The following is a 22,560-nucleotide window of genomic DNA, read 5'->3' as shown; positions in this document are numbered from 1 at the left end:
ATAGATTGTTTTATTGAGGGATAATAACAGAAAGCTAAATATTATTATTGATGTACTTGTTCTTCTTAACTATATTTCATATTATTGTAATCGATTGCACAAAGTGTTGTAGTGATCTAATTATAATTATGTTTTATCTATCGATATGAAAAGAGTACTAATTTTGGGTTTTTTTAGAAAAAAAGGATTGTTGTTGGTCGTATTATTGCTTTCTGCGTTGTCTTGTGTAAATGTTTCAAAGAAGAAAGAAAAAGGACATACTCCTTGGGATAAAATGGCAGAAGTTATTAAAAATGTTAAAGAGCCTGTTTTTTTAGATAAAACATATAATGTTGTTGAGTTTGGAGCGGTTCCTGATGGAACTACTAAAAACACTGAGGCTTTTAAAAAAGCAATTAATACTTGTTCAGACAACGGAGGAGGGGTTGTTTTAGTTCCTAAAGGAAAATATTTAACAGGGCCTATTCATTTAGAAAATAATGTGAATTTACATTTAGAAGAAGGAACGGAAATTCTTTTTAGTACAGATGTAAAAGATTATCCAATAGTGATGACTTCTTACGAGGGAGTTGAAATTATGAATTACTCTCCTTTGATTTATGCAAAGGATAAGAAGAATATTGCTGTTACAGGTAAAGGTGTTTTAAACGGACAAGGAAGTAATGAATATTGGTGGTCTTGGTGTGGTAGTAAAAAGTATGGATGGGAAGAAGGAAAACCGAGACAAAAAGATAGTTTAGGAATTCCTATGTTAATGGATTTGTCTGATAGAGGAGTTCCAGTAACGGAAAGAATTTTTGGAGATGGACATTATTTAAGACCAACTTTTTTTGAGCCTTTTAATTGTGAAACAGTTATGATTCAAGGAGTAAAAATAATAAATGCACCTTTTTGGGTAATACATCCAACTAGATGTACAAATGTTATTGTTGATGGAGTTACAGTAAACAGCCATGGTCCTAACAACGATGGTTGTGATCCTGAGTACTCTAAGAATGTAATCATTAAAAATTGTGTTTTTAATACAGGAGATGATTGTATTGCTATAAAAGCAGGTAGAGATGCTGATGGACGAAGAGTAGGAATTAAAAGTGAAAACATTGTTGTTCAAAATTGTAAAATGATAGATGGACATGGAGGAGTTGTAATTGGTAGTGAGATGTCTGCAGGAGTTCGCAATGTTTATGTGGAGAACTGTGAAATGAACAGTCCTAATTTAGATAGAGCCATTAGAATTAAAACAAATACAAGAAGAGGTGGTGTTGTAGATGGAGTCTATGTAAGAAAAATTCAAGTAGGTCAGGTAAGAGAAGCAGTGTTAAAATTAAATATGCATTATGCTATTTATGGTGATCAAAAAGGTGATTTTATGCCAGTTATTAGGAATGTTTTGTTAGAAGATATAGAAGTAGAAGACGGAGGGAAGTATGGGGTTTTAGCAAAAGGATATGAGCAATCTCCAGTTAAAAATATTACGCTTAAAAATGTAAATATTAAAAAGGTAGATAAAATAAGTTCTTTAGAGAATGTAGCAAATTTAAAATATATAAATACGTACATAAATGGTTCTTTAATGAAGAACCTTGAATAATATTAAAAATTGTTTCTAGTTTCTATAGTTCAAGTTAGTAATAAAAGTAGGTCTGGTTATTTACAGGCCTACTTTTTAAATAAACTCAATAATTGATGATGTTTTTTTTAAAATCTTTTCTTTTTTTCTTTTGTCTTCTAAACATATTTTTTACGGAATCTATGCTGGGTCAAGAAATAAAAAAAGATACTGCTTATACAGTCTACAGTACTTTTATAAAAGAGAAAAAAAAATATCCTAAAATAACTCTAGTAAAGCTTAAGGAATACAAGAATGTGCTGGTAAAAAAAAACATTGTTTATAAAGGTTTAGAAAATAGAAATTTACATTTAGATGCTTTTTATAATATGTCAAAATTAAATCCAGCGGTAATATTACTGCACGGAGGAGGATGGAAGTCTGGAAGTAAAGAGCATATGCAGCCTATGGCAGCTAAAATAGCCTCAAAAGGATATACTTGTTTTACGGTTGAATATCGCTTGTCTGATGAAGCTACTTATCCATCAGGAATTATTGATGTTAAAAATGCCATTCAATTTCTAAAATCAAATGCAAAAAAATACCATATAGATACTACTAAAGTAGCGGTTTTAGGATGTTCTTCAGGGGGACAAATGGCAGCACTGGTTGGAACAACAAATGGGCATCAGAAATTAGAAACAATAAAAAAAGGAATGCCTTCAGCATCAGTGCAAGCTATTATTGATATTGATGGTATTTTGGCTTTTAAACATCCAGAATCAAAGGAAGGTGATATGGCTATCTGGTGGTTAGGAGGAACTTATGAAGAAATACCTAAAATATGGAATGAAGCTTCAGCTTTATATCAAACAGATAAAAACACACCACCTATATTATTTATTAATAGTCAGTACACAAGATTTCATGCAGGTAGAGACGATATGATTAAAATACTAGACGAGCATAGAATTTATAGTGAAGTTAAAAATATTCCAAATTCTCCTCATCCATTTTGGTTGTTGCATCCTTGGTTTGATAAAACAATAGACTATGTTATTAAATTTTTAGATAGAACTTTTAAATAAAAATAAAAATGAAAAGAATAAAAATAGCTCTTGGTTTTGCTTTTTTAGCAACGTTAATTATTGCTTGTAAAGAGAAAAAATCAACAGAAGATAAAAAAGATACTTCTATAAAAACATATGCAGAAATTTCAATTGCAGAAGGAGGAGAATGGGTAGATGGACCAAGAGGACATAAAGAATATATTGATGGGCATTTTAAAAATGTAACCTCGTTAAAGGTACCAAAAGAACATACAGATCATTCATGGTATATTAGATATGAAGGTCCAGGTTGGGAGAGTAATAAAGTTGGATATAGATTGTATTTAGATTGGAGAAATGCCATTGATATTTTTGGGAAAACAACAGATAGTTTGGTATTGTCAAAAGTGGGATTAGATGGTTTTGATTCTTACCATGAAAAACAATCTTGGGGAACAGATATTTTAAAAGTAGGAAAAGGGTTAGGAATTGGATCTATAGGAAGAGAAGTTGATCATAAAATGTTTCACTTTAGAGAAGTAGATTCAACTTTTGCTTCTGTAAAAAACACTGAAAAAAGTTCATCTGTATTAGTGAATTATTACGGATGGAAAACAGCCGGTGAAAAAGTAGATTTGACATCTGAATTAGAAATTTATCCAGATAAAAGATACACCAAACATACCATTCAAACTTCAACAGCTTTAGAAGGAGTTTGTACAGGAATTATCAATCATGGAGTTAATTATTTTGAAAAAGATAGTGAAAACGACAAATGGGGATATATTGCTACTTATGGAGTGCAAACTTTAGTGCCAGATAATTTAGGAATGGCTATTTTTTATGAAAAGGCTACAGCAGAGGTTAAAGAAGGTGAATTTGATTATTTATTAAAATTTAAGCCAACAACAAACCCCGTTACATTCTATTTTTTAGGAGCTTGGGAACAAGAAAAAGACGGAATTAAAACTCAAGAAGAATTTTTAAAGTATTTAGACAATCAATTGGAACTTTTAAATACCAATAACGTATTAAACTAAAATAACAACAATAGACAAACATGAATAAATTAAAAACCATCGCAAAAGCATCTGCAGGATTATTAATCGTTTTAGGTACAGTTAGCAGTTGTAAATCAGAAAAGAAAAAAGAAGAAAAAACAGAAGTTGTTAAAGAAATGGCTATTCCGGCTAGTTTAAAATGGTCAGAAAGACTAGCTTTAACTTTAATGAAGCGTCATCCAGAATCTTTTCAAATAGATGATAGAGATACACCAAAATGGGATTATGTTCACGGATTGGTACTTTTTTCAATTGAAAAATTATACGAAAAAACCAACGATGAAAAATATTACAATTATATAAAAGGATATGCGGATGCTACTATTGAAGAAGATGGTACAGTGCCAACATATAAATTTGAAAAGTATAATATTGACATGGTTGTGGCAGGAAACATCCTGTTTAATTTGTACGACAGAACTAAAGATGAAAAGTATTTAAAAGTACTACAATTAATTAGAAAACAACTGGCAGAACAACCAAGAACCCCACAGGGAGGATTTTGGCATAAACAAATATATCCAAATCAAATGTGGTTAGATGGCTTATATATGGGAGAGCCTTTTTATGCGCATTACACTACCAAATTTGAAAATGGAGAAAAATTAAATGATGTAGCCAAGCAGTTTGAATTAATTCAACAACACGCTCGAGATAAAAAAACAGGTTTGTTATATCATGGTTGGGATGCTAGTAAAAAAATGGATTGGGCAGATAAAAAAACTGGAACATCTCCTAATTTTTGGTCTCGTTCTTTAGGGTGGTACGCAATGGCTTTGGTAGATGTTTTGGATTATTTCCCTAAAGATCATCCAAAGCAAAAAGAATTGGTTGGATATTTAAATCAATTGGCAGAAGCGTTGGTAAAACAACAAGATACGTCTGGATTGTGGTATCAGGTTACTGATATGGGAGATAAAGAAGGAAATTATCTAGAAGCTTCTGGAACTGCAATGTTTGCATATTCTTTGGCAAAAGGAGTGAACAAAGGATATTTACCAGAAAAATATAAAGAAGTTGCGTTAAAAGCTTTTGACGGAATGACAAGAGATTTGGTAAAAGTTAACGAGGAAGGAGAAGTGGTAATTACTCAAGCTTGTGCGGTGGCTGGTTTAGGAGGAAATCCTTATAGAGATGGATCTTTTGAATATTACGTAAACGAACGTAAAAAAGACAATGATCCAAAAGCAACAGGTCCTTTTATTTTAGCTGCTTTAGAGTTAAACAAGTAAAAAAATAAGCTTAGAAGAATTTTAAAAAATAGGTAGATACTCATGAAAATTATTAAATTAAATTACTTACTATTACTTCTTTTTGTATTTGCATGTTCAAAAGATAGTGTTGGGGAGGATACTAAAGAGGTTGAGGTATTTGTAACGACTGTTAACATCACAGGGGCTGATATTACTGAAGGTACAACTAGTCAAATGAATGCAGTTGTAATTCCTGAAAATGCTACAAATAAATCGATTTCTTGGAGTCTCTCGGATGCTTCAATAGCTAATATTTCCTCAGAAGGTTTAATCACGGCAAAAAAAAATGGAACCGTTACAGTAACAGCAACCGCTTTAGATAAAGGAATTGTAAAAGGAATCAAAGAGATTGTAATATCTAGTTTTAATCCAGAAGAAAATTTAATTGAAAATGTTACACAATTAAAAAGTGCACTATCATCAGTAAAAGCAGGAGAAACAATTTTAGTAAAAGGAGGTACTTATGTAATGAACTCTAGAATTACATTAACAGTATCTGGAACCGAGAATAACAAGATAAAATTGATTGCAAAAGAAGGAACAGGAAGAGTAAAATTAGATTTTTCTTCGATGTCAGAAAATTCATCAAATCAAGGAATTATATTAAATGCAGATTATTGGCATTTTAAAGGAATTGATGTTTTTAAAGCAGGTGATAATGGATTACAGGTAAGAGGAAATAATAATCTTATAGAGTTTTGTTCTTTTTCTGAGTGTTCTGATACAGGTTTACAAATAGATAATGGAGCAGCAAATAATACTATTTTAAACTGTGATTCTTATTATAATGCGGATTCTACTAATGAAAATGCTGATGGTTTTGCTTGTAAACTAACAGCAGGAACTGGGAATAAATTTATAGGTTGTAGAGCTTGGCAAAATTTAGATGATGGTTGGGATGGTTATTTAAGAGGTTCGGATAATATTTTAACAACCTATGAAAATTGTTGGGCTATAAAAAATGGTTACAATAAGTTGGGACAAAAAGGTATAGGTGATGGAAATGGTTTTAAAACTGGAGGAAGTGATGGTAAAGACTTAAAACATAATGCAAAATATACAAATTGTATTGCTGTAGGAAATACTGCCGATGGTTTTGATCATAATAGTAATAGAGGGATTGTTACAATATATAACTGCTCGGCGTATGATAATGGAAGAAATTTTTCGTTTAGCAATACCAATCCACTAGAAAAATTAATCATTAAAAATTGTAATTATTTAGGGGATTATGGAACTATTAGAGCTACCAGTGTTGAAGAAACTAATAACAGTTGGCAGAATGGAATTACAACTAGTCAAGATGATTTTGTAAGTATAGACTATAGTCAGTTATTGAATGAAAGAAAGGCTGATGGTAGCCTACCCGATGTTACATTTTTTCATTTAAATACTGGAAGTGATTTAATAAATGCAGGAGTTGATGTAGGTTTACCTTTTAATGGAACAGCACCAGATTTAGGAGCTTTTGAGTTGTAGAATACCACGTTTATTATTTAATAAAACATACAATATGAAACATTTTAAACAATTATCAATTATTACTTTTTGTCTTTCATTATTTGTGTCTACGTTAACCTCTGCACAAGTTTTAAAAAAGTCTTGGAAAAATATTACAAGAATGGAGGATGGAGAGTGGTTTGGTTCTGATGAAGCCATAGCGGTTGCAGAAAATGTACTACTTTATCAAAGAGAAGTTGGTGGATGGCCTAAAAACATTCAGATGCAAAAGCCTCTTTCAAGAGAAAAAAAACAAGAGTTACAATCTTTAAAAAATATTGGTAAAGGAGCTACAACAGACAATGGAGCTACTATTCAAGAAATGGTGTTTTTGTCTAAAATATATCGTCAAACTCAAAATGAAGTTTATAAAAAAGCCTTTTTAAAAGGAGTAGATTATTTGTTAAAAGCACAATATGATAATGGAGGGTGGCCTCAGTTTTATCCTGTAAAAAAAGGATATTATACGCACATTACTTATAATGACAATTCAATGGTTAATATTATGGAATTGTTAAAAGAACTTAGAGATAATTCTGGAGTGTATGCAATTAAACCAGATCAAGAAACTATAGAAAAAATTAAAGTTGCGTTTGATAAAGGAGTGGATTGTATTATAAAAACTCAATACAAGCAAAATGGAGTATTAACAGCATGGTGTGCACAACATGATGAAAATACTTTTAAACCAGCAAAAGCAAGAGCTTATGAATTACCATCATTGAGTGGAGCAGAATCTGCTAAAATTGTATTGTTGTTAATGTCTATAGAAAATCCATCAAAAGAAGTTATAAGCGCGATAAATGCTGCTCATACTTGGTTTAAAAAAGTGATGATTACTGGATTAAGAGAAGATAGAGAGTATAATGATAAAGGTAAGGTTAGTAAAAAAACAATGGTAAAAGATCCTGATGCAAAGCCTATCTGGGCTCGTTTCATGGAATTAGATAATAATAGACCCTTCTTTTGTGATAGAGATGGAATTAAAAAATACGATATTTCAGAAATTGGAGAAGAGCGTAGAAATGGATATGCTTGGTATGTAAATGAGCCAAAAGAGGTGATAAAAAAGTATGATAGATGGAGTGCCAAGTATAACGTAAAAAAAAAAGACTAAAACCAACTGATGAGTATAATGTTGTAGTAGCTAAAAATGGTAGCGGAAATTATACAAGCATTCAAGAAGCCATTAATCATTCAAAATCTTTTCCTTATAAAAGAGTAAACATTTTTGTTAAAAATGGAGTGTATCATGAAAAGATAAAAGTCCATGAATGGAATACAAAAATCACTATAATAGGAGAGAGTAAGGATAAAACAATTATTACTTACAATGATTTTTTTGGAAAGATAGATCTAGGTAGAAATAGCACTTTTTTTACTTGGACAATGTTGGTTGAAGCCAATGATTTTGTGATGAAAAATATTACAGTAGAAAATTCATCAGGAAATGTAGGGCAAGCTATTGCGTTGTCTGTGGTGTCTGATAGAGTAGCTATTATTAATTGCAAACTATTAGGGAATCAAGATACTTTATATGCTTCTGGAGAAGGAAAACAATATTATAAAGATTGTTATATAGAGGGGACTACAGATTATATTTTTGGAGAAGCTACTGCTCTTTTTGAAAATTGTGAAATATACAGCAAAAAAAATTCTTATATAACAGCTGCTTCTACTACACAAGATGCCAATTATGGTTTTGTGTTTAAGAATTGTAAATTAACTGCAGCCAAAGAGGTTACAAAGATGTATTTAGGTAGACCATGGAGAATTTATGCTAAAACCATTTTTATCAATTGTGAATTGGGTAAGCATATTTTACCTGAAGGGTGGCATAATTGGTCTAAAAAAGAGGCTGAAGAAACTACGTTTTATGGTGAATATAAAAATTTTGGAGAAGGGTCTAATACAGATAAAAGAGTTAACTGGTCTCATCAATTAAAAAAATCAGCAGCTAAAAAATATAGCAGAGAAAATATTTTAGGAGAGCATAAAAAATCTATAAATCATAAATGGTATGAAAGTTTATAAAATTTGTTTGATAGTATTTTTTATTGTTTTGCAATCTTGTAAAGAATCAGAGGGAAATAAATTAGAAAGTAAAGGAACCTCACATATTACAATTTATGGAATTGGAGACTCTACTATGGCTGATAAAAAGAACCCAGAAATCAACCCCGAACATGGTTGGATGCAAGTATTACCCGATTTTTTTAATGAAAATGTAACGATTGAAAACCATGCCGTAAATGGAAGAAGTTCACGTAGTTTTATTGGTGAAAAAAGGTGGAGTAAAGTTTATGAAAAATTAAAGAAAGGAGATTATGTATTGATTGAATTTGGGCACAATGATCAAAAGTTTAAATCTCCAGATCGTTATACAAATCCTTATACAGGATATAGACACAACTTGATTAAGTTTGTAGAAGAAACTAGAAAAAAAGGAGCAAATCCTATTTTGTTAACTTCTATTGTAAGAAGAAATTTTAATGAGTATGGAACGTTGATTGATACTCATGGAAATTATCCTTTAGTAGTGCGTTTAGTTGCTCAAGAGTACAATGTTCCTTTGGTAGATTTACAGTATTTAACAGAGGTTTTAGAAGAATCTTACGGAGTAGAAGGTTCGGAAAAATTACACCTACATTTTGAGCCAGGAGAGATAGATTATTATCCAAATGGGAAATCTGATGATACACATTTGTCAAAATTAGGTGCTACAGAAGTTTCTAAATTATTTATAGAAGATTTAAAGTATAAAGATCATCCATTAATATCTTATTTAAAATAAAAATATAATTTATGGTAGGGAAATTGCTAGCTAAACTGTATTAGTTTTAACAATGTAATAACTTTTAAAATTAGATACATGAAAAAAAATACACTTATTGCTGCTTTTATTTTTTCAATAGCATTCGCAAATGCAAAATCAATTTCTTACATACAACCGAATAATATAAAAGAAATACAGGTTAACACTATAGAAAATCAGTTGCTAAATAAAATACCAGGGGTAAAAATAGCCGTAGAGAATGGAGTGATTAAGGTTGAAGGTGCACATTTAGAAGCGGTATATGATCTTACAGGACAAGATGTAAAAAACAGAGATTTAAAGGCTGGAATCTATATTGTTAAAATATCTAAGGATAAAAATATAGCCGCTGTAAAAGTTGTGGTGCAATAATAGAATTCTATTCATTCAATAAAAAAGCCTTTCAGAGTATATTATGAAAGGCTTTTTTATTGAATGTAATTTAAAATATGTTTAAAGTTTTATTTTATCACTATTTTTCCAGCTTTCCTTAGCGGTAACAGTAGCGTTTTTCAAAACCAAAATTCCAGGATTAGCTCTTACCATGGTTTTTAAAGTAGTCCCATCACAGAATAAAATTTCAAAAGGAAGTTTGTAGGTGTTAACGGTTTCTTTTATTAAAACAGAACTGCTACTAGAAATTCCATAAACCAAATATCCTTTTTCTTTGGCTTTATTAGCCAATTCAATAATGCTTTTCCAAGATTCTTTATCAGTTTGTTCTAAATTATTGGTTACTATTAAAAGTGCTTTTGGAGCATTTAAAATGGTTTCGGATAACTCCTCAGTATCCGATTCTAAATAAAAATCATGTACAGGAGGAATGTCACCGTCTTTATTATATTGCATTCCTTCTTTGATGTTTTTCCCAATCGCATAAGGTCTAAAATCAATAAGCGGTAAATAAGTCAATACGTGATAAACTACATATAAAGAAGAAAAAACAGATAGAAAAACCAACCACTGATTGATGTTCTTACCAAACAAAGGTTTGATGTGTTTTTTAGTAAATAACATCCAAAGAATCAAAACAATAAACACCACATTTTTATAAAATGTTTCCCAAGGAGTTAGTTTTACAGCATCACCAAAACAACCACAATCGGTAACTTTATCATAAAAAGCGGAATACCATGTTAAGAATAAAAATAAAGTGGTAATTGCTAACAAACTCCATAGTGTTATTTTGGTTTTGTAACCAATAAGTAAGGCAACTCCTAATACCAATTCTACAATAATAAGTATAATGGCAAAAGGCAAGGCAAAGGGAATTAAAAACTCTAAGTTTAATACATCTGCACCAAAATACTCTTCAAATTTATAAGCAGAACCTAAAGGATCTACCAATTTTACAAAACCTGAAAAAATAAACAGGGCTCCTGTAAAAAGTCTAAAAAGGTGTGTGATGTATTTCATAGCATTATAAAGTTAAGTGAATTAAAGCAAAAACAGCATAATTAATCATGTCTTGGTAATTGGCATCAATTCCTTCGGAAACCAATGTTTTTCCTTTGTTGTTTTCTATTTGTTTAACACGTAATAATTTTTGTAAAATCAAATCAGTTAAAGAACTTACACGCATATCTCTCCATGCTTCCCCATAATCATGATTTTTATTCATCATTAATTCTTTGGTGATTTTAATATGTCTCTCGTATAATTCAACCGCTTCTTTGGTGTTAATATCTGGTTGGTCTGCAATGCCTTTTTCTATCTGAATTAAAGCCATTACACAGTAGTTAATAATTCCAATAAATTCAGAAACTTCTCCTTCATCAACCTTTCTGATTTCGTTCTCTTGTAGTTGTCTAATGCGTTGCGCTTTGATAAAAATTTGATCTGTTAAGCTCGGTAATCTTAAAATTCGCCATGCACTCCCGTAATCACTCATTTTTTTTGTGAATAAACTTTGGCAGGTTACTATTATTTTATCGTATTCTTTGGCTGTGTTAGACATTGTGGGTATTTTTTTTTCAGTATTTTCGATATCGAAAACGAATTTAATAAACAATTACGAATCTTAACGATTATATAAACATAAAAGTATTTTGAAAATCAAAACTAGCATCAATTGTAAGGGAAATCTAATCGATTTATCTACGCCTAAGGTCATGGGGATTTTAAATATTACCCCAGATTCTTTTTTTGATGGAGGGAAATATAAAGATGAAAAAGCCATCTTATTACAAGTAGAAAAAATGTTGATAGATGGCGCTACTTTTATTGATGTGGGTGCTTATTCTTCAAGACCTGGAGCCAAACATATTTCTGAAGAAGAAGAAATCAATCGTATTGTACCTGTGGTAAAATTATTGGTTAGCCATTTTCCAACTATTTTAATTTCTATAGATACATTTCGTAGTAAAGTAGCCCAAAAATGTATAGAAGCTGGAGCAGCATTGATTAATGATATTTCAGGAGGAGATTTAGATGATAAAATGTTTGATGTAGTTGCTAGTTTACAAGTGCCTTATATTGTAATGCATATGCAAGGAAATCCTCAAAATATGCAAGAAGCTCCCGCTTATGATAATATTGTAACTGAAGTTTTTTATGAATTGTCTAAAAAAGTAGAAAAATTAAATGCTTTACACGTTCATGATGTGATTTTAGATGTAGGTTTTGGCTTTGGAAAGTCAGTAGTCCATAATTATGAACTGCTAAAAAACTTAGATTATTTTCAACAAATGGAATTGCCTGTGTTAACAGGAGTTTCAAGAAAATCTATGTTATACAAACCTTTGGATATTACGCCACAAGAAGCTTTGAATGCAACGACCATTGTGAATACTATTGCCTTGCAAAAAGGAACACAAATTTTAAGAGTTCACGATGTAAAAGAAGCGGTAGAAACTGTGAAGATTTTTGGGTTGATGAATAACTAGTTTTGAATTAGAGAAATAGGAAACTATAGAATATTTATAAAAAAAGCGAGGATGTTTATATAGATATTCTCGCTTTTTTGTTATAATAAATAATTAATTATTACCAAATTTTTACTCTCTTATCTATAGGTAAATACATACTATCTTTTTCTGTAATATTAAAAGCAGTGTAAAATGCATCAATATTTAAAAGAGGTTGAGTAGCTCTATACATTCCAGGTGAATGTGGATCTGTTTTTACTCTCGTTTTTAAAGCATCATCTCTCATTTTAGTTCTCCAAACATTTGACCAACTCATGAAAAAACGCTGATTTTGAGTGTATCCATCAATTTTACCTAGTGCTCCGTGTTTTTGTAAGTGAATTTGCAGAGCATCAAAAGCTGCATTTATGCCGCCTAAGTCACCGATGTTTTCTCCCAAAGTAAATTTACCGTTGATAAAAGTTCCAGGTAAAACTTCAATAGCACTATACTGTTCCGCTAATTTATCACCTAAAGCATTAAATTGTTCTAAATCATTGTCTGTCCACCAATTGACCAAGTTTCCATCGGCATCAAAATCAGCACCGCTGTCATCAAATCCGTGAGAAATTTCATGGCCTATAACAGCTCCAATTCCTCCATAATTAATAGCCGGATCTGCATTAAAATCAAAGAAAGGAGGTTGTAAAATTGCTGCTGGGAACACAATTTCGTTATATGGTGGGTTATAATAAGCGTTTACTACTTGTGGAGCCATGTACCAGGTACTTTTATCAACAGGCTTGTTTAATTTTAATAAGTCTTCTTTGAAATTCCACTCTGTAATATTTTGAATATTGGTATAAAAATCTCCTTCTTGTTCTGGTGATTTAACTTCCACTTGGCCATAGTCCTTCCATTTATTAGGATATCCTACTTTAATTGTTACTTTTTCTAACTTTTCTTTTGCTTTCTCTTTGGTAGTATCATCCATCCAAGTTAAAGCATCAATTCTAACCTTGTATGCTTCAATTAATGTTTGAATCATTTCTTCGGTAATCTTTTTTGCTGCTGGCGGAAAATATTCTTTCACATAAAGTTTACCTAGAGCTTCTCCTATAGCGTTATTAATTACTCTTACAGCTGTTTTTTCTTTAGGCTCTTGTTTTACAGCTCCGTTAAGTGTTTTGCTATAAAAATTCCAGTTTTCTTTCTCAATTTTTTCAGACAATTTCGAGGCAGCATTTCTTAAGATAAGCCATTGTGAATAAGCTTTCCAGCTATCAATTTGGTTCTTATTTAAAATGGTAGTTAAATCTTTTAAGTACTGAACGTCTGAAACAACAACTGAATCTAATTTTGGAATACCAACTTTTTTAAAATGTTCACTCCAATTAATTGATGGAGATAATTTTTGAAGATCGGCAACACTCATAGGATTATAAGTCTTTTTAGGATCTCTGCGAGCTACTTTGTCTAATCTTGCAGCGGCCATTTCAGTTTCTAATGCCACGATATTTGTAGCCATTATTTTGGCATCATGATCTTTAATATCTAAAAATTGAAGCATTTTAGCAATATGAGTTTCGTATTTAGCTTTTTTGTATTTAGAATCTTTTTCTTCAGAAATATAATAGTCTCTATCTGGCAATCCTAATTGTCCAGGACTAACATATAGCACGTTTTTGTTACTGTCTTTTGCATCAGCATCCACATAAATAGAAAAAAAATTAGAAGAACCTTTTACTTGTGATTCGGAAATATAGTTTTGCAAACTTTTTAAATCTTTAATGTCATAAGTTCTTTTAATGTTATCTGTAATAGGTTTAATGTCTAACTTGTTTCTAGCGTCTATATCTATAATTGTTTTATATAGATTAATGGCTTTTGCTTCATCAGAAGTTGGATTTAAGGTGTCTAAATCAATAGCTTTTTTAATGACTGATAGTACATTTTTGTCAGTCTGTTCTCCTAATTCGTTAAATCCTCCCCAAACTGTTTTATCATCGGGAATGGTAACACTGTCTAGCCATTTTCCATTTACAAATCGGAAAAAATTTTGGTTGGGACTTATGGTAGAATCAACATAAATTAAATTAATATCAGCGTATTGTTTTTCTAAAGATTGTTTTTGTTTACAGGAGATACTTAGAGCAACGGTAACAAGACTTAGTAGTTTTACTTTATATTTCATAGATAGGTTGTTTTATGATAAATATATTGATAGTTTTTTTATTCTTTAAAAGTAAGTTTTGAAATTCTTCCTGCTCCTGAAGCATAGGCTGTGCTATCATTTAAAAAACGAATGGTATAAAAACTTTCATCACTTATGTGTTTCCAAGATTCCCCAGCATTATTGCTAAAATCAATTCCGTTAAAACCAATAGCAACCAATTCTTTTCCTTTTTTGTTTGGTATGTATTGTACGCAACTTCTAAAATTGGGAGTTTCATTTTTAGCTACTAAATTCCATGTTTTTCCTCCATCTGTTGTTTTTATTTTGTTAGAATTGTTTTCTTTTGGTTTAGTGTAATCTCCACCAATAGCAAATCCGTTATTTTCATCATAAAAATCAATGCTATAAATGCCTTCTGTTTCTTTATTTTGAATGATGGGGGTTTTTACAACTTGCCAAGAAACCCCTTTGTTCTTTGAATAATATACATTACCGCTTGAAGTAGCAATCCATGTTTTATTTCCGATGGTTTTAATATTGGTGTTGCTGGCAGCAAAAGCATTTTCGTTGGTTTCTGATTTAGGTAAATTTTCACAAGCTATTTTTTTCCATGTTTGTCCACCATCCCTAGTAATAATAATAGATAAGCACCCATTCATACTATCTCCAACCGCAATCCCTTCGTTGTCATTCCAAAAAGTCATAGCATCATAAAAAACACCATTGCTTTCTTCTTTGTACACTAATTCCATGTTTTCGGTGTCTGTAGACTTAAACAACAAAGCAGGGTTTTCAATGGTAATCATAAAAAAATCTTTATTTGTATGAGCGATGGCTCTAAAATGTAGATTTAGTGAATTGTATTTTTGAATAGCTATATCCCACATCTTTGTTTTAGGGTTGTAAAATCCATAAGCACTATTATTGGCAGCAAAAGCTACATTTTTGTTGTTTAATATTTCAATAGCTCTAATGCTTAATAAAGAATCTTGTAAAATGTTTTCGACTTCTACTTTATTAAAATTTATAATTTTTTCTTGATTTTTAGGGTTGCAGGAAAATAGTAAAACAGAAATGGTTACAAATAAAACATGTTTCATGGGAAGGTTAATTTATGGCCAAATATACTAATAGTGTTTTTTATAGATAGGGTAAAAACTTTGTTGCTATGCTGCGATATGTTTGTTTTGATGTTTTATGTGATAGTTAACTGAATCTTTCTATATTTATTGATAAGGATTTTATTTTTATTGAAATACAATAAATATTTGTTGTTTAATAGTTTTTTGTTAGTATATTTGCTGTACTAATAAAAAAAATAAATTGTTATGAAAAAGAACACCCTCCTTAGTATTGCTATTGTTATTTGTAAATTTATTCGTGTGTTATATGTTTTGACTTTTTTGATTTTTACAGGTTTCTTTGTGCATTTGCAAATAAACCCATCATATTACAATAAAATAGATTTAAGTAATAAGTTGGATTTTAAGAATAATTCCTTTGTAACTTCATATAAGGTTTCTAATGGGATACATATAAATACACGTAGAACTTATAAATATGAAGGTGAGCAAAAAGATTCTGAAGTGTTTACATTAGACCAGTTAAAGAAAACTTCTCTATATGTTAGTTTTATTAAATACTCTGTCGTATTATTTCTTGGTTTTTTATGTTTCGGTGAATTTCAAAAAGTGATGGAATCTGTTAAGGAAGTAAAAACATTTCAAGAAAATAATGTATTGTCATTTAGAAGAATAGGTAAGTATTTGTTAATTATTTGTGTATTAACATCCTTTTATTATCATGTATTTCAAAGAGGTGGAATTAATGGAATTAACATTACCCCAAATCTTTTAATTCTATCTTTACTGGCATATATTATGGCTGAGATTTTTAAAGAAGGAAATAATTTAGAGGAAGAAAATAAACTAACTGTATAACGATGGCAATTATTGTAAACTTAGATGTAATGATGGCAAAGAGGAAAATGTCTTTGTCTGAACTTGCAGAAAAAGTAGGAATTACCTTGGCAAACTTATCCATTTTAAAAAATAACAAAGCCAAAGCCATTCGTTTTTCTACTTTGGAAGCTATTTGTGAAGCTCTAGATTGCCAACCCGCAGATATCTTGGAATATGGGAAAGATTGATTTTCTTTAATGCAGTCTATCTACATCGTTTAATCTTAACGTTAGAAAACAAAAAGATAGCACTCATCATTCCCTAAATAATTCTTATTTTTAGCCTACTTAAAAAAGAATAGCCAAGTGTCAGATTATTTAGAAGGATTAAACCCTCCACAGCGTGCAGCCGTTGAGCAAATGGAAGGGCCAATGATTATTATTGCCGGTGCAGGATCTGGAAAAACAAGAGTATTAACTTATAGAATTGCCCATTTGTTAAAAAATGGAGTAGATTCTTTTCAGATACTATCTTTAACCTTTACCAATAAGGCTGCTCGTGAAATGAAAGAGCGTATTGCTGCTGTGGTTGGTCAAAGCGAAGCTAAAAATCTTTGGATGGGAACTTTTCACTCCGTATTTGCTAGAATTTTACGTTCTGAAGCAGATAAATTGGGGTACCCGTCAAGTTTTACCATTTACGATTCTCAGGACACCGTTCGTTTGATGAATTCCATTATTAAAGAAATGGGATTGAGTAAAGATCAGTATAAATCTAAAGCTATTTTAAGTAGAATTTCTCAGTTTAAAAATAATTTAATCACCGTAAAAGCCTATAGAAATAATCCCGAGTTGATTGAAGCCGATACCATGGCTATGAGACCACAAATGGGGGCTATTTACAAAGAATATGTAGATAGATGTTTTAAGGCAGGTGCCATGGATTTTGATGATTTATTGTTGCGTACCAATGAGTTGTTGGTTCGCTTTCCAGATGTTTTATCAAAATACCAAGATAGATTTAGATATGTGATGGTAGATGAGTACCAAGATACCAACCATTCACAATATTTAATTGTTCGTGCTTTGGCCGATCGTTTTCAGAATATTTGTGTGGTAGGAGATGATTCGCAATCTATTTACGCCTTCCGTGGAGCCAATATCAATAATATTTTAAATTTTCAAAAAGATTATCCTGATGTAAAAACATTTAAGCTAGAGCAAAATTATCGTTCTACTAGTAATATTGTAGAAGCTGCCAATAGTTTGATTGAGAAAAATAAAACACGTTTAGATAAGACTATTTTTACAGCCAATGATGAAGGTGGTAAAATAAAAATAATGAGAACCCTTTCTGATGGTGAGGAAGGACGTTGGGTGGCCAATTCTATTTTTGAAAATGCCATGAATCTTCAAAAAACTTATGATGATTTTGCAATTCTTTACAGAACCAATGCACAATCTCGTGCTATGGAAGATGCCTTACGTAAAAAAGGAATCAAGTATAAAATATTTGGAGGATTGTCTTTTTATCAACGTAAAGAAATCAAAGATTTACTGGCTTATTTGCGTGTGTTAATCAATCCAAATGATGAGGAAGCGTTAAAAAGAATCATCAATTATCCGGCAAGAGGAATTGGAGAAACGACTATGGATAAATTATCGGTAGCGGCTAATCATTATAATAAATCGTTATTTGAAATTATATCAGACATAGAAAGTACCGATATTAAAATTCAAGGCCTTACCAAAACCAAGTTGAATAATTTTTCAACTTTAATTCAGAGTTTACAAATATCTGCCCAAGCAAATAATGCTTTTGAAGTAGCTGATGAGGTGGTAAAAAGAGTAGGTTTAATTAAAGATTTACAAGTTGATGGAACTCCAGAAGCAGTAAGTAGGGTAGAAAACGTTCAGGAATTACTGAACGGAATGAAAGATTTTATTGAAGAAAGAAAAGAACAAGATTTAGATAGTAGTTTAACAGCCTTTTTAGAAGATGTTGCTTTGGCTTCTACTTTTGATAATAAAGATGAAGATGATACACCTATGGTTTCTTTAATGACCATTCACTTGGCAAAAGGATTGGAATTTCCTTATGTGTATATTGTGGGGATGGAAGAAACTTTATTTCCATCGGCCATGAGTGTGAATACTCGTAGTGAGTTAGAAGAAGAAAGACGTTTGTTTTATGTGGCTTTAACTAGAGCAGAAACACAATGTTATTTAAGTTTTGCCCACACGCGTTACCGATGGGGAAAATTAATAGATTGTGAACCAAGTAGATTTTTAGAAGAAATAGACGAACGTTATATAGAACATTTGGCTCCGCAACGCAATAAAGTCGTAGCCAATCGTTTTGTAGATAGTGGTTTGTTTGATGATGATGACATTCCTAGAGATAAAATTCGTTTTAGAAAACCAGTAACACGTTCGGTTAGAAATAAAGAAACACCAGAAAAGAAAACACCGTTTAAACAACCTCAAAATTTAAGAAAGGTAACACCACAATTGGCACAAAAAATGAACACAAATAAACCTGCTCAAAAGTTAGCAGCAGGAAATAAAGTAAGTCATGCTAAATTCGGAGTGGGACAAGTAATTAGTGTAGAAGGTGCTGGCGTAAATGTTAAAGCTGAGGTAAAGTTTGAAAATGTTGGAACCAAAAAGATATTGCTTCAATTTGCCAAGTTGAACATTATAGACTCTTAAAACTTTATTAAATAAAACTAACTGTGAATATATTTTCCTTTTAAAGGAAATAATTGTTTATTGTAAGACCAATTGTTGTAATGGTCTATTCATCTGAATTCACAAAAAACAACAAGTAAATACTTAAATAAAACTATGGGTTTTGATTTAGAATACAATTCTGAAAGAAGCACTTTGATTATTCCAGAATATGGAAGACACGTACAAAAGTTAGTAGATCATTGTGTAGCACTAGAAGATAAAGAAGAAAGAGAAAAAATGGCTTATGCCATTATAGATGTCATGGGGAATTTACAACCCCACTTAAGAGATGTGCCAGATTTTAAGCACAAATTATGGGATCAGTTATTCATCATGTCGCAATTTCAATTAGAGGTAGATCCTCCATATGAAAAGTTGACTGTTGAAGAGGTTAATGCAAAGCCTGAACGATTAAATTATCCTAAGTCAGCAACTAAGTATCGTTTTTATGGAAACAATATTCAGACTATGATTGATGTGGCTTTAAGTTGGGATGAAGGAGAATTAAGAGAAGCTCTAATTTTAAATATCGCCAACCATATGAAAAAGTGTTATTTAAATTGGAACAAAGACACAGTTGAAGATGCTGTAATCTACAGCCATTTAAATGAACTATCTAAAGGAAAAATAGATTTAAGAGGCTCTGAAGAGGAGTTGGCTCAAAGCGCTACTTTATTGCGTAAGAGTAATTCAGGGAGAATGAATATTCAGCAAGGAAAAACATCGAATAATAACCGAAATAACGGTAGAAAACACAATAACAACAATCATAAAAACCGCAAATAATTTTACTACATGGCAACATTTAAAGTAGAAGGAGGGCACCAGCTAAGAGGTGAAATTACCCCACAAGGTGCAAAAAACGAAGTATTACAGATTTTGTGTGCTGTTTTACTTACCCCAGAAAAAATTAAGATAGAGAACATTCCCAATATTATTGATGTTAATAAACTAATTGATATTTTAAGAGATTTAGGAGTAAAAGTGAATCAATTAGATGAGCATACTTATGAATTTCAAGCTGATGAGGTAAATATTGATTATTTAAGTTCTGCAGCTTTTAAAGAAGATGGTAAAAAACTTCGTGGATCTATTATGTTGGTAGGACCTATGTTAGCTCGTTTTGGAAAAGGATACATTCCTAAACCAGGAGGAGACAAAATTGGACGTAGAAGATTAGATACACACTTTGAAGGATTTATCAACCTTGGAGCTAAGTTTAGATATAATAAAGAAGAACATTTTTACGGAGTAGAATCTTCTCGTTTACAAGGAGCTCATATGTTGTTAGATGAAGCTTCTGTAACTGGAACAGCAAACATTGTAATGGCAGCTGTTTTGGCCGAAGGAATTACAACTATTTACAATGCTGCTTGTGAGCCTTATTTGCAACAGTTGTGTAATATGTTAAACCGAATGGGAGCTAAAATTTCTGGAGTTGGTTCTAACTTGTTAACTATTGAAGGAGTTGAAAAATTAGGAGGAACCGATCATAGAGTATTACCTGATATGATTGAGATTGGTTCTTGGATTGGAATGGCAGCTATGACCAAATCTGAACTGACCATTAAGAATGTTTCTTGGGAAAACTTAGGGCAAATTCCTCGTGTCTTTAGAAAGTTAGGAATCAAATTAGAGCAAAAAGGAGATGATATCTACATTCCTCAGCAAGATTCTTATGAAATAGAAAGTTATATAGACGGATCTATGTTAACCGTTTCTGATGCTCCTTGGCCTGGATTCACTCCAGATTTACTGAGTATTGTATTGGTCATTGCGACACAAGCAAAAGGAACGGTGTTAATTCATCAAAAAATGTTTGAAAGCCGTTTGTTCTTTGTTGATAAATTGATTGACATGGGAGCTAAGGTAATTCTTTGTGATCCACACAGAGCCAATGTTGTAGGAATGAATCACAAGCATAGTTTAAAAGCTACTACCATGACTTCTCCTGATATTAGAGCGGGAATTAGTTTATTGATTGCAGCATTATCTGCAAAAGGAACAAGTATCATCCATAATGTAGAACAAATAGACAGAGGTTACCAAAATATTGTTGAAAGACTACAAGCAGTTGGAGCTAAAATTGAAAGAATTGATTAGTTGTTAGTTCGTTGTTCATGGTTTTTGGTATTGACCCAATAAAAAAATCGAAACATTTAAATGTTTCGATTTTTTTGTTTTTATTGAGAAGTATTGAATTATGGCATGTTGCCTGAAAACCAATAACTAGTAATTATATTCTTCTTGCTTTGTCTAACATGATATTATCAACAATAACCATGGCAGCTAAAGCTTCTACAATAGGAATGGCTCTAGGAACCACACAAGGATCATGACGACCTTTTCCCATCATTTTTACAATATTCCCATCCTTATCAATAGTTTCTTGTTTTTGAATTACAGTGGCAACTGGTTTAAAAGCTACTTTAAAGTAAATGTCCATTCCGTTGCTAATTCCACCTTGAATTCCTCCAGAGTAGTTTGTTTTGGTAGAACCATCAGCATTAAAAATATCGTTATGTTGGCTACCTGTCATCGCTGCACCTTCAAAACCACTACCAAACTCAAAACCTTTTACAGCATTGATTGATAACATGGCTTTTCCTAATTGTGCATGTAATTTATCAAAAATAGGTTCACCTAATCCTACTGGTACATTTTGAATGACACAAGTAACCACACCACCAACAGTATCTCCTTGTTTTTTAATTTCACCTATATAATCAATCATTTCCTCTGCTTTTTTAGCATCTGGACAACGAGCGATGTTACTTTCTATTAAAGAAAAATCTAACTCTTGGTAAGGAGTGTCCAAATGTATATTTCCTACTGAAGAAGTAAAAGCATTGATTTTAATTTCAGGGATAGCTTGTTTGGCAACTGCTCCACCAACTACCCAATTGGCAGTTTCTCTAGCAGAGGTTCTTCCACCACCTTTATAATCTCTATGTCCATATTTTTGACTATAAGTATAATCAGCGTGTGATGGACGATATTGATCTTTAATATGTGAATAATCTTTTGATTTTTGATTGGTATTTACAATTCTAAAGCCAATAGAAGCTCCTGTGGTTTTTCCTTCAAAAATCCCCGCCATAAATTCAACAGTATCTGGTTCTTTACGTTGAGTTACAATTTTAGATTGTCCAGGTTTTCTTCGATCAAGTTCTTTTTGAATTGCTTCAAGATCTAATTCAATCCCAGCAGGACATCCGTCAATAACCCCTCCGATTGCAGGTCCATGAGATTCACCAAAAGTGGTGATGGTAAATAGCTTTCCAAATTTATTTGCCATACAAAAATAAGTTTGTGCGAATTTACGGAAATTTGAAAGATTGTTCTTTAAATAAATTGAAATAAGTTATTTAATTAAATTAATTACTGGAAATGAGTATCTTAATAAAAGAAGTGATTTGCTGATGAAAAAAACTTTATTATTTTTTTGTGATAATGTAGATTAATCCTATATTTGCACTCGCAAACGAGAAATCGTGAGACGCTCAGGAGAAATGGCAGAGTGGTCGAATGCGGCAGTCTTGAAAACTGTTGACTGTAACAGGTCCGGGGGTTCGAATCCCTCTTTCTCCGCAACTTTTATCACAAAAGTGCCCAAAACCTTATAAACGCTATGTTTATAAGGTTTTTTTATTTGTGTTGATTTGAATGAAAACCAAA

At 31.5% G+C, this 22,560-nt stretch carries 20 protein-coding genes and 1 tRNA gene; 16 read left to right on the top strand and 5 right to left on the bottom strand.

From position 1 onward, the window contains the following. The first annotated feature begins 145 nt into the window (after positions 1 to 145). From BUB70_RS12375 to BUB70_RS12335, 9 genes are all read left to right on the top strand, one after another. On the top strand, positions 146 to 1,591 hold the full coding sequence (locus BUB70_RS12375; RefSeq protein WP_073122059.1) for a glycoside hydrolase family 28 protein: 1,446 nt from the start codon (positions 146 to 148) through the stop codon (positions 1,589 to 1,591). A 161-nt stretch (positions 1,592 to 1,752) separates the two neighbouring features. Beyond that, positions 1,753 to 2,637 carry an alpha/beta hydrolase gene (locus BUB70_RS12370; RefSeq protein WP_073122057.1) on the top strand — a complete coding sequence of 295 codons (885 nt, stop codon included), beginning with the start codon at positions 1,753 to 1,755 and terminating at the stop codon, positions 2,635 to 2,637. Positions 2,638 to 2,645: 8 nt separating this feature from the next. Then, positions 2,646 to 3,638 carry a DUF4861 family protein gene (locus BUB70_RS12365; protein ID WP_073122055.1) on the top strand — a complete coding sequence of 331 codons (993 nt, stop codon included), beginning with the start codon at positions 2,646 to 2,648 and terminating at the stop codon, positions 3,636 to 3,638. A 20-nt stretch (positions 3,639 to 3,658) separates the two neighbouring features. Next, positions 3,659 to 4,891 (top strand): glycoside hydrolase family 88/105 protein, encoded by a 1,233-nt coding sequence (locus tag BUB70_RS12360; protein WP_073122053.1) that lies wholly within the window; start codon positions 3,659 to 3,661, stop codon positions 4,889 to 4,891. A gap of 42 nt (positions 4,892 to 4,933) precedes the next feature. Continuing rightward, entirely contained in the window at positions 4,934 to 6,391 is a 1,458-nt protein-coding gene (locus BUB70_RS12355; protein WP_073122051.1) for a right-handed parallel beta-helix repeat-containing protein, read from the top strand. Between the two features lie 34 nt (positions 6,392 to 6,425). Next, positions 6,426 to 7,529, top strand: a complete 1,104-nt coding sequence (gene pelA, locus BUB70_RS14280) for a pectate lyase (protein ID WP_073122049.1) — start codon at positions 6,426 to 6,428, stop codon at positions 7,527 to 7,529. A gap of 59 nt (positions 7,530 to 7,588) precedes the next feature. Next, the gene (locus BUB70_RS14275) at positions 7,589 to 8,446 is read left to right on the top strand and encodes a pectinesterase family protein (RefSeq protein ID WP_308691632.1); all 858 of its coding nucleotides are present in this window, start codon (positions 7,589 to 7,591) and stop codon (positions 8,444 to 8,446) included. Beyond that, positions 8,433 to 9,206 carry a rhamnogalacturonan acetylesterase gene (locus BUB70_RS12340; RefSeq protein WP_084730279.1) on the top strand — a complete coding sequence of 258 codons (774 nt, stop codon included), beginning with the start codon at positions 8,433 to 8,435 and terminating at the stop codon, positions 9,204 to 9,206. Before BUB70_RS14275 ends, BUB70_RS12340 begins: the two co-directional genes overlap by 14 nt. A gap of 78 nt (positions 9,207 to 9,284) precedes the next feature. Beyond that, positions 9,285 to 9,599: a hypothetical protein gene (locus BUB70_RS12335; protein WP_073122047.1), complete on the top strand. Its 315-nt coding sequence runs from the start codon at positions 9,285 to 9,287 to the stop codon at positions 9,597 to 9,599. Between the two features lie 81 nt (positions 9,600 to 9,680). Here BUB70_RS12335 and BUB70_RS12330 read toward each other — a convergent pair whose 3' ends face one another. Then, entirely contained in the window at positions 9,681 to 10,643 is a 963-nt protein-coding gene (locus BUB70_RS12330; protein WP_073122044.1) for a BT_3928 family protein, read from the bottom strand. 4 nt (positions 10,644 to 10,647) lie between these two features. Continuing rightward, positions 10,648 to 11,184: a DUF1599 domain-containing protein gene (locus tag BUB70_RS12325; RefSeq protein WP_073122042.1), complete on the bottom strand. Its 537-nt coding sequence runs from the start codon at positions 11,182 to 11,184 to the stop codon at positions 10,648 to 10,650. 154 nt (positions 11,185 to 11,338) lie between these two features. On the opposite strand from BUB70_RS12325, the gene folP reads away from it, so the two are divergent. Continuing rightward, the gene (folP, locus tag BUB70_RS12320; RefSeq protein ID WP_073122040.1) at positions 11,339 to 12,112 is read left to right on the top strand and encodes a dihydropteroate synthase; all 774 of its coding nucleotides are present in this window, start codon (positions 11,339 to 11,341) and stop codon (positions 12,110 to 12,112) included. Positions 12,113 to 12,212: 100 nt separating this feature from the next. Here the strand turns inward: folP and BUB70_RS12315 are convergent, their stop codons facing one another. Both BUB70_RS12315 and BUB70_RS12310 read right to left on the bottom strand, forming a co-directional pair. Beyond that, the gene (locus tag BUB70_RS12315; protein ID WP_073122038.1) at positions 12,213 to 14,267 is read right to left on the bottom strand and encodes a M13 family metallopeptidase; all 2,055 of its coding nucleotides are present in this window, start codon (positions 14,265 to 14,267) and stop codon (positions 12,213 to 12,215) included. Positions 14,268 to 14,305: 38 nt separating this feature from the next. Continuing rightward, positions 14,306 to 15,349: a WD40/YVTN/BNR-like repeat-containing protein gene (locus tag BUB70_RS12310; protein WP_073122036.1), complete on the bottom strand. Its 1,044-nt coding sequence runs from the start codon at positions 15,347 to 15,349 to the stop codon at positions 14,306 to 14,308. A gap of 228 nt (positions 15,350 to 15,577) precedes the next feature. On the opposite strand from BUB70_RS12310, the gene BUB70_RS12305 reads away from it, so the two are divergent. From BUB70_RS12305 to murA, 5 genes are all read left to right on the top strand, one after another. Beyond that, positions 15,578 to 16,189 (top strand): DUF2975 domain-containing protein, encoded by a 612-nt coding sequence (locus BUB70_RS12305; protein WP_073122034.1) that lies wholly within the window; start codon positions 15,578 to 15,580, stop codon positions 16,187 to 16,189. A gap of 2 nt (positions 16,190 to 16,191) precedes the next feature. Then, positions 16,192 to 16,398, top strand: coding sequence for a helix-turn-helix domain-containing protein (locus BUB70_RS12300; RefSeq protein WP_073122032.1), 207 nt, complete (start codon positions 16,192 to 16,194; stop codon positions 16,396 to 16,398). Positions 16,399 to 16,515: 117 nt separating this feature from the next. Continuing rightward, positions 16,516 to 18,861 (top strand): ATP-dependent helicase, encoded by a 2,346-nt coding sequence (locus tag BUB70_RS12295; protein WP_073122030.1) that lies wholly within the window; start codon positions 16,516 to 16,518, stop codon positions 18,859 to 18,861. Positions 18,862 to 18,996: 135 nt separating this feature from the next. Next, positions 18,997 to 19,668 (top strand): DUF4290 domain-containing protein, encoded by a 672-nt coding sequence (locus tag BUB70_RS12290; RefSeq protein WP_073122028.1) that lies wholly within the window; start codon positions 18,997 to 18,999, stop codon positions 19,666 to 19,668. Between the two features lie 9 nt (positions 19,669 to 19,677). Then, a complete protein-coding gene (gene murA / locus BUB70_RS12285) occupies positions 19,678 to 20,985 on the top strand; it encodes a UDP-N-acetylglucosamine 1-carboxyvinyltransferase (RefSeq protein ID WP_073122026.1) in 1,308 nt (435 codons plus the stop codon). 133 nt (positions 20,986 to 21,118) lie between these two features. Here the strand turns inward: murA and aroC are convergent, their stop codons facing one another. After that, the gene (gene aroC / locus BUB70_RS12280; protein ID WP_073122024.1) at positions 21,119 to 22,180 is read right to left on the bottom strand and encodes a chorismate synthase; all 1,062 of its coding nucleotides are present in this window, start codon (positions 22,178 to 22,180) and stop codon (positions 21,119 to 21,121) included. Between the two features lie 208 nt (positions 22,181 to 22,388). Here aroC and BUB70_RS12275 point away from each other — a divergent pair. Beyond that, positions 22,389 to 22,473 (top strand) — tRNA-Ser (locus BUB70_RS12275). The last annotated feature ends 87 nt before the right edge of the window (positions 22,474 to 22,560 follow it).

This window comes from Wenyingzhuangia marina (assembly GCF_900130035.1).
GTDB classification, from domain to species: Bacteria; Bacteroidota; Bacteroidia; order Flavobacteriales; family Flavobacteriaceae; genus Wenyingzhuangia; species Wenyingzhuangia marina.
This window is presented reverse-complemented; position numbering and strand designations above follow the sequence as displayed.